Origin of the sequence: Bacillus hominis, from assembly GCF_018332515.1 — a bacterium.
Classification (GTDB): Bacteria; Bacillota; Bacilli; order Bacillales; family Bacillaceae_G; genus Bacillus_A; species Bacillus_A hominis.
In genome coordinates, this window is record NZ_BOQD01000213.1 from 1 (window position 1) to 15,776 (window position 15,776).

Annotated in this window: 16 protein-coding genes; all 16 read right to left on the reverse strand. The window is 37.8% G+C overall.

The genetic code is table 11. The features are described from left to right. Nucleotides 1-43: 43 nt before the first annotated feature. The 16 genes from moaC to KI356_RS19600 all read right to left on the reverse strand — a co-directional run bounded on the left by moaC (nucleotide 44) and on the right by KI356_RS19600 (nucleotide 15,609). A complete protein-coding gene (gene moaC, locus KI356_RS19525) occupies nucleotides 44-565 on the reverse strand; it encodes a cyclic pyranopterin monophosphate synthase MoaC (protein ID WP_212936186.1) in 522 nt (173 codons plus the stop codon). 48 nt (nucleotides 566-613) lie between these two features. Then, on the reverse strand, nucleotides 614-850 hold the full coding sequence (moaD, locus tag KI356_RS19530) for a molybdopterin converting factor subunit 1 (protein WP_212936187.1): 237 nt from the start codon (nucleotides 848-850) through the stop codon (nucleotides 614-616). A gap of 4 nt (nucleotides 851-854) precedes the next feature. Then, a complete protein-coding gene (locus KI356_RS19535) occupies nucleotides 855-1,319 on the reverse strand; it encodes a molybdenum cofactor biosynthesis protein MoaE (protein WP_212936188.1) in 465 nt (154 codons plus the stop codon). Continuing rightward, nucleotides 1,300-2,613 (reverse strand): molybdopterin molybdotransferase MoeA, encoded by a 1,314-nt coding sequence (locus KI356_RS19540; protein WP_212936197.1) that lies wholly within the window; start codon nucleotides 2,611-2,613, stop codon nucleotides 1,300-1,302. Before KI356_RS19540 ends, KI356_RS19535 begins: the two co-directional genes overlap by 20 nt. A 19-nt stretch (nucleotides 2,614-2,632) precedes the next feature. Further along, nucleotides 2,633-3,649, reverse strand: coding sequence for a molybdopterin-synthase adenylyltransferase MoeB (locus tag KI356_RS19545; protein WP_212936189.1), 1,017 nt, complete (start codon nucleotides 3,647-3,649; stop codon nucleotides 2,633-2,635). Nucleotides 3,650-3,692: 43 nt separating this feature from the next. Next, nucleotides 3,693-4,487 carry a formate channel gene (locus tag KI356_RS19550; protein WP_063217900.1) on the reverse strand — a complete coding sequence of 265 codons (795 nt, stop codon included), beginning with the start codon at nucleotides 4,485-4,487 and terminating at the stop codon, nucleotides 3,693-3,695. 206 nt (nucleotides 4,488-4,693) lie between these two features. Next, complete coding sequence (moaA, locus tag KI356_RS19555) at nucleotides 4,694-5,710, reverse strand: GTP 3',8-cyclase MoaA (RefSeq protein ID WP_212936190.1); 1,017 nt, start codon at nucleotides 5,708-5,710, stop codon at nucleotides 4,694-4,696. Nucleotides 5,711-5,730: 20 nt separating this feature from the next. Then, a complete protein-coding gene (gene fdhD / locus KI356_RS19560) occupies nucleotides 5,731-6,528 on the reverse strand; it encodes a formate dehydrogenase accessory sulfurtransferase FdhD (protein WP_212936191.1) in 798 nt (265 codons plus the stop codon). 16 nt (nucleotides 6,529-6,544) lie between these two features. Beyond that, a complete protein-coding gene (locus KI356_RS19565; protein WP_000041501.1) occupies nucleotides 6,545-6,889 on the reverse strand; it encodes a Na-translocating system protein MpsC family protein in 345 nt (114 codons plus the stop codon). 175 nt (nucleotides 6,890-7,064) lie between these two features. Further along, a complete protein-coding gene (locus KI356_RS19570) occupies nucleotides 7,065-7,547 on the reverse strand; it encodes a helical membrane plugin domain-containing protein (protein WP_002202535.1) in 483 nt (160 codons plus the stop codon). A 158-nt stretch (nucleotides 7,548-7,705) separates the two neighbouring features. Then, nucleotides 7,706-10,654 (reverse strand): formate dehydrogenase subunit alpha, encoded by a 2,949-nt coding sequence (fdhF, locus tag KI356_RS19575; protein WP_212936192.1) that lies wholly within the window; start codon nucleotides 10,652-10,654, stop codon nucleotides 7,706-7,708. Then, nucleotides 10,623-10,814 carry a hypothetical protein gene (locus KI356_RS19580; RefSeq protein WP_002158491.1) on the reverse strand — a complete coding sequence of 64 codons (192 nt, stop codon included), beginning with the start codon at nucleotides 10,812-10,814 and terminating at the stop codon, nucleotides 10,623-10,625. The genes fdhF and KI356_RS19580 overlap by 32 nt, the downstream gene beginning before the upstream one ends. A 104-nt stretch (nucleotides 10,815-10,918) precedes the next feature. Further along, a complete protein-coding gene (locus tag KI356_RS19585) occupies nucleotides 10,919-11,695 on the reverse strand; it encodes a TerC family protein (protein ID WP_212936193.1) in 777 nt (258 codons plus the stop codon). Between the two features lie 144 nt (nucleotides 11,696-11,839). Beyond that, nucleotides 11,840-12,976, reverse strand: coding sequence for a Ger(x)C family spore germination protein (locus KI356_RS19590; RefSeq protein ID WP_212936194.1), 1,137 nt, complete (start codon nucleotides 12,974-12,976; stop codon nucleotides 11,840-11,842). After that, entirely contained in the window at nucleotides 12,977-14,074 is a 1,098-nt protein-coding gene (locus KI356_RS19595) for a GerAB/ArcD/ProY family transporter (RefSeq protein WP_212936195.1), read from the reverse strand. Beyond that, entirely contained in the window at nucleotides 14,071-15,609 is a 1,539-nt protein-coding gene (locus tag KI356_RS19600) for a spore germination protein (RefSeq protein ID WP_212936196.1), read from the reverse strand. The genes KI356_RS19595 and KI356_RS19600 overlap by 4 nt, the downstream gene beginning before the upstream one ends. Between the last annotated feature and the right edge of the window lie 167 nt (nucleotides 15,610-15,776).

Sequence of the window (15,776 nt, forward strand, 5' to 3'; positions counted from 1 at the left end):
CGGGATTTTACGGGCAGTTGATCTCCTACCTAACTTCTTTTCTTCAACCGAATTTTGAGGTGGGAGTCTTACTGCCCGTTAATGCGGGATGAAAAAAGTCTCCGCTTTTCCCACCCGTTTTTTGAACTAAATATGTTTCTTTCATAACCATCGTTTTATCAACAGCTTTACACATATCGTAAAAAGTAAGAGCGGCAATCGTTACGGCAGTTAATGCTTCCATTTCTACTCCTGTTTTTCCGCTGCATTTTACAGTTGCTCGTATCGTTAACTCATACCCATCACTTGTCTTTTCATAATGAAACGTAAAGTCGGTTCCTTGGATTAATATCGGATGACACATAGGGATTATATCCGCTGTTTTTTTAGCACCAATTATGCCAGCAATTTGCGCTACTTGGAGCGGATCACCTTTTTTCAATCCACCATTTTGAATGGCTTGGAATAATTCATTTGATAAAGAAATTGTACTTTGCGCAACAGCTGTACGTGTTGAAATATCCTTTTGAGAAATATCAACCATTTTAGCTCTTCCTTCTTCATTCCAGTGCGAAAACTCACTCATAACGATCCTCCTTAACGTATGAAAGATAAGATATTCAAATAGGAAGAATTAACCTCCACTTACAGGTGGGATAAACGCTACGATATCTCCGGCTTTTACAATTTCTTCGTCCGTTACAAACTCTTCGTTAATTGCTACCATCACTTTATTTAGCGTCTGTAATTGATACTTATCTTCCAGCCATTTTTTTAATTGTTGAACATTCATCTCTCGTTTTTCTATTATCACTAACTTCTCTGAACCGACTTCTTCTCGTAAATTTGCGAACAGTAAAATTGTAATCATTCTCTCATTCTTCTTTCTTCGGTTTTCCTTCTGGATATGGAGTATTTTCAAGTTGATCTCCAATCCACTCCGTTCCATCTTCCCAAAATTCTTTTTTCCAAATTGGGACGATTCTCTTTATACGTTCAATTGCGTATTCATTCGCTTCATACGCTACTTTACGATGCGGTGAGGATACCGCAATGACAACGGCAATATCCATTATTTCTAATCGTCCTACTCGGTGTGTGATTGCTATTTTTGCATCTGGCCACTGTTTCTTAATTTCTTCTCCAATTTCAGTAAGCTTTTTTACTGCCATCGGTTTATATGCTTCATACTCAAGATGTAACGTTCGTTTTCCTTTCGTTAATTCTCTTACCGTTCCAATAAAAGTTGTAATTGCTCCAGCTTCTCGCCTTGCTACTTTATTCGTTACTTCTTCAACTACAATCGGACTATCTACAATTTCAAATTTTGCTTGTCCCATCAGACCCTCTCCCTACTTTATGGAATGCCCAAGGCCATTCACTACCTTCGTTATCTTTTAATAAAAGAATGTCTACAAACATCCCTTTCTTATATCCTCTCGTGCCGCCTAGTAGTACGATAAAAATGTTTGATTCTGCTAGTGAAGAAACGGAACTAGATTTATCGAATCCTGATGGATAAGCGACTAGTTGTCCTTCGTTATACTGGATCTTTGCTCGTACAAATCTTGTAAATGGATTCGGTTTTAGAAAATCTTCTCCGAGCATTGCTTTTTCTCGTTTTACATGTGGTTTTTCACTAAACATATACGCACGAATGCTAGGTTTTACAAATAGCTCAAAACCTACGTAACAAGCAGACGGATTACCTGATAATCCGAATAATAATTTTCCATTTAATTGTGCTACAGTCGTGACACTTCCCGGCCGCATTGCTACTTTATTAAAAAGAACTGATGCGCCTAATTTTTCGTATATCGCTGGCAAATAATCGTAATCTCCTACCGAAACACCACCAGTTGTAATTAACATATCAACTTCGCTTAATGCTCTTTTCACTGCTTCGTAGCACGTATTCAAATCGTCGCTAAACTTCCCGAAGTATTTTACTCTTCCACCTGCTCTTCGAATTTGAGACGATATCATATACGTATTACTATTTCGGATTTTCCCTGGTTGTAGTTCTTCATTTACATCGAGAAGTTCACTCCCAGTCGCCAATAGCCCGATTACAGGCTTTTTCGCAACTGGCACTTCACTGTAACCGAATGTAGCAAGAAGAGCCGAAATACCTGGATTAATGTAACAACCCCTTTTTGCGAGAACAGTTCCTTTACGAGCATCTTCTCCCTGAAAGGATATATTGTCCCCTTCTTTAAATGAGCGTTTCACCTCCATATAGCTTTTTCCGATATTCTCATATTGACGATGACGAGTCAGCTCTAGCATGACGACCGCGTTACATCCTTTCGGAATTTGTGCCCCTGTCATAATTCGAACTGCTTGAAACGCTCCTACTTCTTTATGGAATACGGAACCTGCTCCAATTTCACCGATTACTTCAAATACAATTGGATTCTCACGACTTGCCTGAGAAGTATCTTCTGCCCTAATAGCAAATCCATCATATGGCGAGCGATCGAAAGAAGGGACATCGTGATCCGCTACTAAATCGTCTGCTAATGTTCGCCCGTATGCTAATTCAAGTGGTACTAGTTCTTTTACACCACAGTTAGCAAATCCCATTACTTTACGGACAGCCTCTTCAACTGTAATCGGCACTCTTCTTTCCATCATTACCAATCCCTTTCTATTACCCTAATAACCGATAGTATATTTGTTTCGCTTTTTGAATTTCATTCGTTCCATGAATAAACACACGACCATCTTGAAAAATGACGATGCGATAATCTTCTAATTGGCAAGAGAGCAAATACGGATTCCGATCAACTTTCCCATGGTTCTTTAATACTTTTTCTAACTCGCCAAAGTTGTAATGATTATTATGCGCCGGTCTAATTTGAACTGTATTTCTTCCGCATAAAACAGCTGTCTTCGTTTGGTTTTCGTAAGATAAATAAGGATAAGTTCTATTTGTTCCGCACGAAGGACAGTTTTCCGTTTTTATTTTTCCTAGTTTGATTGAGTGATGTTGATTACTCCATATATCAAACATTAAAAAAGTTTTTCTAATTGCTTCGTAATCTCCTACTAAAATTTTGAAAGCTTCCGCCACTTGATACGCTGCGACGATTTGAACAGCTGGACTAATGATTCCAACTGTGTCACATGTCGCTCCTGTAACAGGAACACTTTTCAACACACAATGTAAACATGGTGTTTTCTTCGGAATAATTGTATAGCTCATGCCATACGATCCGACACAAGAACCGTAAATCCAAGGAATATTATGTTTTTGTGACAGGTCATTGATTACAAATCGAATATCAAAATTATCTGTTGCATCAATAATGACATCGACACCGTCCAATAAAGCTTCCATATTATCTACTCTTGCATCCATTACAAGAGCTTGAATTTGTACTTCTGAATTAATTTGTTTGAGACGATTCTGTGCCGCTATTACTTTTGGTAACTTTTCTAACGCATCTTGTTCACCATAAAGCTGTTGCCGCTGTAAATTACTCCATTCTACGTAATCACGATCAATAATCGTTAATTTCCCGATACCTGCGCGTACGAAGCTTTCAGCACTTGCACTTCCTAATGCACCTGCCCCGACTATCAACACATGCTTATTTCTAATTTTCTCTTGTCCTTCACTCCCAATAGGGTTGAACAGCTGTTGACGTGAATATCGCTCTATCATGAGATAGCCTTCCTTTCGTGTGAAAAATTTGCTTCCTATTCGATTATTTTTTCAACACATCTTTCTCGATAACACTTTGTTTCTGATAACAAGAAAAGTAAGCGAACCCAACAAAGCCAGCTCCTCCAATTACATTTCCGATAAAGACAGGTACGAAGTTTTTCGCAAGATCCATCCACGTAAGGTGTCCCGCAAAAATAACAGCTGAAATGACAAACATATTCGCTACCACTTGCTGAAATCCAATTACGACAAAAGCCATAATCGGAATCCAAATTCCAACAATCTTTCCGATCAAATCATTCGTTCCGTACGCTAACCAAATCGCAAGGCAAACGAGCCAATTACAACCAATTGCCAAGATTAACGTTCTCCCGAAAGATTCATGTAACTTATCTTGAGCTATCGCTATCGTCTTATTTAAATACGCTCCCTCTGTAAGCCCGCCAAGATGACCGAAACAATACGCGACGAAAAGTGCACCTACGAAATTAGTTAAAGTAATCCAAGCCCAATTGTTTAACACATGTTTCAATGAGATTTTGCGTGCATAAAGTGCCATGGACATCGACATCATATTTCCCGTAATTAATTCTCCTCCCGCTAACACAACGAGCATCAGTCCGATAGGAAAAACCGCTCCTCCTATAAAATTGACTAAACTCCCCCATTGCTCCGGTACATTACCTAGCACACGAATATTAAGTAAAAATCCTAACGAAATGAATGCTCCTCCTAAAAAACCAAGGATAAGCATCGCGGATAGCGGTTGCCTTACCTTTTGAACACCGGATTCAATCACAAGTGCAGCAATTTGTTCCGGTTTATGAAATGCCATAATCGATTCCTCCATTTTTCTAATCAAAAAAAGCAGCTTCAAAAAACCTTAACATCGTAAGGATTTTTGAATGCTGCTTAATTTCTCTGCATATCTCTTACAGAAATATCAATCATCATTTTTACTATAATCATAGAAAATCTGCAAAACTTGCACACTTTCCATTATTTACGTTAACAAAGAGACTCTACATTCATAGTAGTTTCTCAACCACCGATATGCGACATTTCAATTTTCGGCATTGTTTTGTTATTCGTATTGCTTAACCGTTCATCTGAATAACGGTCTGAACGATTATTCCAAATGTCACGAATAATATTAGTAATCTCTTCATCCGTATATCCAGAGCGAAGTAACTCTTTAAGATCGTTTCCCTTTGAAGCAAACAAACATGTATACAATTTTCCTTCTGCTGAAATACGCGCTCTTGTACATGATGAACAGAACGAATCTGTTACAGATGAAATAATTCCTATTTCTTCATTACTACCCATATAGCGATAACGTGTCGCAACTTCACCAGGATAGTTCGCTTCAATACGTTCAAGTGGCATAACTTCATTAATCATCTTTAGTATTTCTTGCTTAGAAACTACTTCGCCTAATTCCCAGCCGTTATAATTTCCGACATCCATATATTCAATAAATCGTAAAATATGCTTATTTTCTTTAAAATACTCTGCCATCTGAACGATATCTTGCTCATTTTTCCCTTTTTGAACAACCATGTTCATTTTAATTTTCATTCCTACTTCCGCTGCAGCCTGTATTCCTGCAAGAACTGTTTTTACTTTACTTCTATTTCCATTTAAATAAGAGAAACGCTCTTCATTTAAAGAATCTAAACTAACTGTCACGCGAGATAAACCGGCCTTATATAAATCAGGAGCAAACTTTTTAAGTAATGATCCATTTGTCGTTAAACCGATATCCGCTACGCCATCGATTTTATTTAGCCGCTGTATGAGTTCAGGTAAGTCTTTTCGAAGTAAAGGCTCTCCTCCAGTAATACGTAACTTTGTGACACCTAAAGAAACGAAAATACGTGTAATCCTTTCAATTTCATCAAAAGATAAAATTTTATCATTAGACAAAAAAGCATAATCACGACCAAATATTTCCTCCGGCATACAATATCTACAACGAAAATTACAGCGATCGGTAACAGAAATACGTAAATCCTTTAAAGGACGATCTAATTTGTCTAATGTGACAGATTTCATATTTATTGCCTCGTTTCTACTTATTTTATATTTACAATCCGCTCTGGATGCGTATATACATTTAAAGATCCATTACGAATAAACCCTACTGTCGTAATCCCTAACTGCTCCGCTAGCTCTAATGCCAACTCAGTTGGAGCGGATTTTGACAATATAATTTCACAGCCAATTTTCGCAACTTTTAATAGAATTTCTGAAGATATACGACCACTAAACACAATAATTTTATCACCAATCGAAATGTTATTTTTTAAACAATAGCCGTAAATTTTATCTAAAGCGTTATGTCTTCCTATATCCATTCGGCTTAAAACAATTCCGTTCACATCGCATAAAGCTGCATTATGGACACCGCCTGTATGTTGAAACGTAGACGCAGATTGCTGCATATCATTCATTAACCGAAAACAATCCTCGGCAGAGATTTTTACACGAATATCATTCATTTCTTTCACAGTCAGCGCATCGTTTGCGAAAACAAACCCTTGCCTGCTCATTCCACAGCACGAAGTAATATAACGTTTGTTTTGCATGTCACGATAATAAGGATTGATTTTCATCGTTTTTACATGTACATAGCCTTCTTTTTCTTGCACCCATATTTCATCAATATCTTCATACTTTCGGATAATACCTTCAGATGCTAAAAAGCCTATTACCATATCTTCAATATACTCTGGAGTACTAACCATTGTAACAAATTCCTGTCCGTTCATTTTAACCGTAACAGGAAACTCTGTTACAATGCTGTCCTCTATATGTGTAAATTCTCCTTGTTCATAACGAAAAATTTCCCGTTCCACCTGTATCGATTTCACGATGAGTATCCTTCTCTCACGTTATATTTTTATCAAAGACAAACACCGAAACCGCAATATCTTCTTCCACTTTCATATCTGAAAACAGATGAACTAATTTCGCTCCAACAAGTTCCTCTAAATGCTCACGAGAATTAACAGCATACACTTCTTGAATCATTTTCGTTCGAGCCATATGAACCATTTCCGCACCATCCATCGTTCCCGAAATGAACTTCTCAGTCGGTGTCAAATTCCCATAAAGTGTAGCAATCGCCATATTTTCAGCAAATACAGTATGAATTCGCTCCGGCCCTTTTCCGAATAAATCCTTTCGAAGCTTTCGTATCATATCATTAAATTCGTGTACCATCTTTGACATACTTTCATTCCTCCCCTGTTCATCAACACTAACTTTTCGCATATTCTTTCATCATAACTATTCTACCAAAATGACCTTTTCATCTAAACTATTCACTTAAATTGAGACGAAAAGATTCATCTTTACACATAATTTCAAATAAGTGTAAAGATGAATTACTATTATTGTTTCTTACCTATTCTTCTTTTAACCCTTTACCCATACCTTTTAAGAAATGAAGACCAAATCCGATAGCACGATTAATATCCGGATCCTTCAGTACTTTCATAAGATCAAATACCCCAACCTTTTTATTACTTTGTAGATGCTCATTACCTTCTTCCAGCCCTACTAATAAACTACCTATAAGCTTTTTCGTAAGTTCTGGATCAAGTTCTGTTAAAGCTCCTGCAGCGCCCATCATATTATTAATTAAATTTGTAACTGGTTCACGAGTGACTTGGCCTAGAACGATTTTTGCGATTGGTTCTTTCGCTTTCAGCATAGAATTTGCAGCTTCCAGCATCCCAATGTCATTCAGTTCACCTACTATATTAAACATTTGATTTAACGCTTCTTCATTATTCGCTAAAAGTTCTTTTAAATCTTCGAGTTTTTGTTGTTTGAGTTCTTCCTCAGTTAGCTCCTGCTTCTGGATCGCTTGAATAGGTGCTGCCATATTCTTTTTTCCTCCCTAGTTATCCCGCTATTTGCGGACAGTAAGACCCCTACCTCAAAATTCAGCGAAAGCAAAGAGTTAGGTGGGGGTTGGACTGCCCGTAAAAGCCCTATTGGTGAGGGCTAATAATCAGTGGGGGATGAAGACCTCTCCACTGATTAAAGTTTCACTTCATCCGTTAAGTGTACGTATCCTGGACGAGCCCACTTGCGATTTACCTCAATACCGTTTTGAGGGTGACGCTTTTTATTACGTGGGTTCGTTTTTGGCATCGGATTCTCTCCTTCTACTTGTAACACTTCCATACGCACTTTCGTTTGTTTATATGCAGGCGTGTTTGTACGTAAGTCAACGGCAGGACCTGTTAAGAAATTAATCGCCGTTTCGTTATCTGTCGAGTTCATCGGTAAATACAGCTCATTCGCTTTTACACGATCTGTTATAAGTGCACGTAATTTAAGTGCTCCAAAAGGAGAAACAAGACGTACTAACGAACCAGTTTTCACGCCACGTTCCCTTGCAAGTTCTGGAGAAACTTCAACGAAAACACCTGGTACTTTCGATTGAATACCAGTTGATTTATTTGTCATGTTCCCTTCATGGAAATGTTCAAGCATACGACCGTTATTAATGTGAAGATCGTATTCTTCTGGGAATTCAGCAGGACGCACCCAATCAGCTATCGCAAAACGAGCTTTTTTGTCTGGGAAGTTAAATCCATCTTGGAAAAGGAGCGGTGTATTCGTTCCGTCAAAACTTCCCCAATGGAAACTGTTCCATCCTTCTAGCACCTCATAGTTTGCATGTGCAAATAATGGTGATAAGCTTGCCATTTCGGCAAAGATTTCACTTGGATGATTATAATTCCAATTTGCACCTAATTTATTAGCAATTGCCTGCACGATCCACCAGTCTGGTTTCGCCTCATCTAGCGCCGGCAGTACTTGATATAATCTTTGTACACGACGTTCTGTATTTGTAAACGTACCTTCTTTTTCAAGAGATGGTGCTGCTGGTAATACGACATCAGCGTATTGAGCTGTTTTAGAAAGGAACACATCTTGAACGACAAAGAATTCAAGACTTGATAACACTTCATGTACGTGATTTGCGTTAGAGTCTACAAGAGCCATATCCTCTCCAACAAGATACATAGCTTTCATTTTCCCTTCATCAATTGCGTGAAGCATTTCAATGTTATTAAGACCTGGTTTATTATCAATTTTTACTCCGTAAGCTATTTCAAATTTCGCACGTTCTACATCGTTAGTAACGTGTTGATATCCTGGTAGCCAGCCTGGAAGAGTTCCCATATCACAAGCACCTTGTACGTTATTATGACCACGAAGTGGATATGCACCAGCACCTGGGCGACGATAATTTCCTGTTGCAAGAAGTAAGTTTGAAATCGCAGCGGAAGTATCTGAACCACCCGTATTTTGCGTTACACCCATACCCCAAAGAATACAGGTACCATCTGCATCACGAATCATCTCGGCCATTTGAACGAGAGTTTCTTTTGAAATACCTGTAATCTCTTCTGCATATTCAAGCGTATATTCTTTAAGACTATCTTTGAAATCTTCAAAGAAGTTTACATTCTCGTCGATGAACTGCTCATCATGCCAACCTTGATCAATCATATATTTCGTAACAGCCATTAACCATACTTGATCTGTGCCTTGCTTTGGACTAATAAAGATATCTGAACGCTCTGCCATTTCAGTTTTACGAAGATCTGCGACAATTAGTTTTTGACCGTGAAGTTTATGTGCACGTTTCACACGAGTCGCTAACACAGGATGACCTTCTGTCGGATTACAACCGACAATAATAACAAGGCCTGATTGCGCAATATCTTTAATCGTTCCTGCATCCCCGCCCATACCAATTGTACGGAACAATCCATCTGTTGCGGGCGATTGGCAATAACGTGAGCAGTTATCAATATTGTTCGTTTCAAACACTTGTCGTGCTAATTTTTGAATAACATAGTTGTCTTCATTCGTAATTTTAGAAGAAGAAATAAAGCCGATAGAACCTTTACCGTACTCTTCTTTAATAGAGCCCAATTTATTCGCCACTACATGAAGTGCCTCTTCCCAAGTCGATTCAACGAACACTCCATTTTTACGAATTAAAGGTTTCGTAAGTCGTTTTTCAGAATTAACGAAATCCCAACCGAATTTTCCTTTTACACAAGTCGAAATCGCATTAACAGGTGCCTCAGAAGTTGGTTGTACTTTCAGAATTTCACGGCCCTTCGTCCATACTTCAAATGAACAACCTACACCACAAAACGTACATACTGTTTTCGTCTTTTTCGTACGAGTGTCGCGCATTGCAGCTTCTACTTCTGACACAGCGAAAATACCGCTATACCCAGGTTCAACCTCTTTAATAAGATCAACCATAGGCTCAAGAATATCAGGTTTTAATCCTGTCATAAATCCAGCTTCACCGAGCATCGATTTCTCCATTAATGCATTACAAGGACAAATCGTTACACATTGACCGCAGCTTACACAGGAAGAATCATTAATATCTACTCCTTCATCCCAAATAACACGAGGGCGCTCTGCCTCCCAATCAATAGATAACGTTTCATTCACTTGTAAGTTTTGACACACCTCTACACATTGACCGCACGCAATACATTGATTCGGGTCATAGCGATAAAATGGATGAGACATATCAACTTCGCTTGCATCAACTTTTGGTTCATAAGGATATTTTTGATGCTCAATTTCCATTAATTCTGCCGTATTATGCAATTTACAATTCCCGTTATTGTTGTCACATACCGTACAGTAAAGTAAATGATTTTCCAATAAGCGGTCCATCGCCTCATGTTGTGCTGCCTTTGCACTAATAGAGGACAACTCGATATTCATACCGTCCGTCACTACTGTAGAACACGATCGCACTAGCTTTCCATTCACCTCTACAATACAAGTATCACATGTTTGAATAGGATCCACTTCTGGCACGTAACAAATTTGTGGATGTTCAATTTCGTTCTCATTAATAATGCCTAGTATAGTTGAACCAGGCTCAGCACTATATTCTTTGCCGTCAATTGTAATATGAACCATGCTGTCGTTCATGGTTACTCCCCCTTTTTGAGAATAAAAAAACTCCACCACGAAAATATACGCACCACATTTTTGGCACGTTATCATCATGGTGGAGTAGTTTATTAGCACATCTTGCTAAAATACCAATCCATTTATTCATAAATAAAATGATAGATTCATAACAGGTCATATCACGATTCCATCTTTAACACTGTAATTATAGCGTTAAATCGAAAAATACACAATATAATTATCATTAAAAAGGACAAAGCACATAATGCTCTGACCTTTTTATTACCTTTCGGGATTATTTTCGGCTGACTTATTTCCCGGTGCAAACCAACCAATTAGTGCGATAGCAACTAATACTCCATAGAAGATTAAAGTCCAAGTTGTACTGTGCGGAAAATCATGGTCTAAAATACCAATATCCTCATGAGCCAGTGTAATGACAGCTAGTTTGACACCAACCCAAGCAACAATCGCATATGCCGTCGTTTCAAGTGCTGGCCGTTTCTCAAGAAGCCCAACAAACCAAGTTGCAGCAAATTTAATTAAAATAAGTCCGGCAATCCCTCCAAGAAGTACAACGATGAACTGTCCTCCATCCATACCTCCGAAATCGTCAAGCGGTGAATCCGGAAGCCCCAGAGCAAGAGCGACCGCTGCTAATATTGAATCAATCGCGAAAGCAAGGTCAGCTAATGCAATCTTACCTACTGTGAACCAGTAGCTTTTACCTGCCGCTTCCTTTTCCTCTTCCTTATGAATATTTTGATTGTCTTTTCCAAATTGCGCCTGAATGACATGCTTCAATCCTAAATAAAGAAGATAGGCTGCTCCAATCGCCTGTATTTGCCAAACATTTGCAATAAATGAAATCGCAAATAGAGCTGCAAATCGAAAAACAAAAGCCATAATGATTCCGTAATTTATAGCTCTTTTTTTCTCTTCTTCGGGTAAATGTTTGGCTATAACTGCTAGTACAAGGGCATTATCAGCCGATAACAGCCCTTCTAATCCGATTAAAATTAATAATGCCCACGCATACTCTAGCCATATTGAATCCATCCGCTTCTCTCCTTTCTAAAACTAAAATGAGGTAAAGACTTTGCTAACAATAGAATTTCCTACTAGGCAAAATCAAATTCTAAAAATGGCGGCTACAATATTTTAACAGTTACTTTACTACCCTTTATCTTTTATTAATTGAAATCATTTAATAATCCCATTTTCTAAAATTTTCACGACGGGTGTTACTGTAACACTTGCTTCTGAGAATGCATTTGGCCAATCATTTTCGACTTTTTTCCAATGCTTATATTGAAAGGCACGTGCATAATCACCAAATCCAAATGGATCTAGTTTCTCACTTTGTATTTTATGTATAAGATTATTGAAATCTTTATTTAACTGTTTCGTAATAAGTGCAGCTAGTTCTCCTTTATCTTTCCTCATATTTACATCGAATGTTCGCTCAGCAATAGATATCTTGAGATTCAGCTTTATATTGAAAACAAAATGATTTCTATCGTAACGAGTTGAAAGATCCCGCTTTATATCTTGCACATTTATCGTTATAAAGTCCTTCCCCTTTGAATCTCTAAGAGAACTGTCAGCTTCCACTCTTTTAGCATAAATAGGCATTGTCAGAGAAACTGGCGGATTTACGTTCTTTTTCAGCATAAGAAGTAGCGCACTTTCCTGACGATTTAAAGATACCTTATACACTCCACGGCTTGTTAAAAGCGCAGAACCAGTAACTATAATTTCATTTTCCCCTTCTTTTATTTCTGAAATTGCAGGTGTTATTCCCTTACTAAACGTTTCTTGATGGAATTCATGAAATGTAGCCACAGCTGTACGATTGTACAACTTATTCGTCTCAATTAAATCAGTCAAATATTCAGGAAGATTCGGCTTATCTTTGAAATCATTATGTATTATAGAAGAAACTGATCCTTTTACAGTGACAATACGCATATTCCCTGTATTTTTCGGATCACGATACCATACATCAAGGTAAGGCATCGCCCCTTCTTGTTGTAAAAACTTTTGACTTAATAATATTAATTGTAATTTTTCAGTAGAAACTAACCCTTTACTGGAGCTATTAAACTTTTCTTTCGCTTCCCTTGGTGTATTCACTCGCGCTTCATGCACTTCATACTTTTTTTCAACATCTTCATTAAAGTTAGGTGTTAAATCGTAAACAATCATTTTCCCTTGCTCATCCATATCAAAACCGTAAACTAACGATACGGACTGTTTTTCTAAGTCAAGCCGATCCCCACAACCTGTCATAAATACTAATAGAAAACCGATCATCGTAAACTTAGTAAACCGCAGCATTTAGTTCTTCCTCCTTTTCCACTGCTCATAGACAGTTATATACAATAAAAATACAACCGGAAAAAGAACAGCAACGAAATAACTAGTTATCCCCCACATTTCCCTTAACCCATCTATTTGATAAGACGACGGTGTATAGAAGACCCAAAACAAAACACACGCACAAAGTAACATCAAAATAAACATTGATCCCTCTTTTTTATGAAACAGTTGCTTCACTCCATCCGTAGCAGTAAAAATGTACGGAATACAAGAATCGAAAATAATAAAAAGATAAAACGACAAAAATATGATTTCAAACCGTTCAAGAAACGAGAAATGAAGCGGTGTAATTAACGAAAGGGTTGGCCATAAAAATTTCGTTATACCATCCGGACTAAAATACACGAAACAAATGAGAGTAACTTGAAGATATATTAACAACGTAATAGCATTAGCTATAATAATACCTTTCCCGGCCGATTGTTTATCATTTAAATAAGGATAAAGGACAAATGCAAATTCAAATCCGAGAAAAGCAAGGATCGTTGATTTAACAGTGTGAAAAACTGGTATCCATCCTTCTTTTAAAAGTGGCAATAGATAAATCCAATGACTATCTTTAAGGGGAATAAATAATAAAAGCGGCATCCAAAGCGTAAAGAAAAAATGAAAGACCGCATAGCGGCTTATAATTTGTGCCCCTTCACGAGCCAACATATACATAGGAATAGCTAATAAAATCAAAATTAAATAACTAGGAGTTTTCGGTAAAATCCAAATACGAATAACATATAAAAGGGAAAACACTAAAGAAATAGCTGCAAGCAATGAATATAAAATCCAAATTATCATCCCTATTTTCCCTAGCCATTTCCCTAAATAACGCGTCAACACGCTAAGTAAAGTATCTCCAGGATGCTTTGCCATAATCTTCACAATACAAAGACTCACCGCCGTAGTAATTGCCCATCCGATAATAATTGAAATCCACCCATCCGTCCCCGCTCCTTGTGCTACTTCCCTTGGAAGTGTCAACAAACCAAATCCGACTTGCACACCACTAATCGTTAAAATGTATTGTAGTAAAGATATCTCCTGTTTTACACCTGTCTTCACTTCTTGTCCCCTCTTTCTCCCATATCTCCTTGCCTGTTTACTTGTTTAGGCTGAAGAGATAACGGTCGTTTCTTTATCATCTTTAGCGGGAAGCGAATAAATGCGTCTTTCAAATCGGAAATACGCAGTGGAGACACAGGGCTACTATACGGAACTCCGAGTGATTCTAAAGAAAGCAAATGAATTATAATTATTGTCATCCCTACCATAATCCCGATGATGCCGAATACAGAAGCGATAAACATCATCGGAAATCGAATTAGACGAACTCCTGCTGACATTTCTAAATTAGGGATGATGAAAGATGCAATCGCTGTAATTGCGACGACAATTACCATAACATTACTTACAATTCCTGCTTGTACTGCTGCCTGCCCGATTACAATCCCACCGACAACACCTATCGTTTGCCCTATCGGACCAGGAAGCCTAATAGCCGCTTCGCGGAGCATTTCAAGAACTAATTCCATTAATAAAGCTTCTAAAATAGGTGGAAACGGAATTTTGGCACGTGATTCCCCAATCGTTAATAGCAATTTGAGAGGAAGCACTTCATAATGAAAGGAAATCATAGCGATATATAGAGCCGGAGCAAAAATTGCAATAAATAATCCTGTGAGACGAAGTATACGTGTAAATAAGGCGATAGCTGGCCTTAAACTGTAATCATCTATCGTTTGAAAAAATGATGAAAAAGTCATCGGACCAATTAACACACCTGGCGAGCGATCTACAACAATCGCAATTCGCCCCTCCAAAATATGATGTGAAGTCGTATCTGGGCGTTCAGTTATAGAAAATTGCGGAAATAGTGTATAAGAATTATCTTCAACAAGCCCCTCTAACGTACCGGTACTAAGAATAGCATCTATGTTGATTGATTTTATACGACTCGTCATTTCTCGAATGACTGTTTCATTTGTAACATCTGCTAAATACAACATAAACACCTTTGAAGTTGCTCGCTCTCCAACAGTGAACTCTTTCACCTTCAATTCACGATTTGGAATATATCGTCGAATGAGGGCAATACTCTCGCTAGCTACTTCCGTAAAACCTTCGTGTGAACTTTTTAATGCAGTTTCTGTTGTTGGTTCCTGAATTCCCCTCTTAGGTGCCCCCTGCGTGTCTAGCTCCAACGCTGTTAACTGGCCATCAATAAGCAAAATGCTTTTACCATGTAAAATAGCCTGCTCAATTTCTATCCATTTTTCAACCTTCTTAATTTGCCCGGTAGAAACGGAAGACTTCCAAAAATCTTGTTCATTCCATTCCTGAAACAATAGAGGGCGAAGAATATCCGTATTGATAACAGTTTTATCCACTAATCCCTCCATATACACTAGAGCGGCCTCTTGTCCGTTTTTTAATGGAAAGTTTCTAATTACTAACTCTGGAATTCCGCTAAATAGTTTAGATAATTGCTCTAGGTTTGTAGATATAGAAGAAGCAACCGTACTGTTTAATACATCGTCAGCTTGGTCCTGCGTAGAAAAAGATTTTTCACCTCGTAACCATTTATGAAAAGAGTCCATATGTTCACCTTTTTCGTTGTTGTGTTTCATATGGATTATTATGGATATCTACTGAAAGACATATACTCTTTTCTTTTTATGAGGCATTAATTAATCCAACTTGCAGACCACGTTTTGAACATATGAATGATTATTTAAAGTTATTCTCTACAAAACAAAAGGGAAAT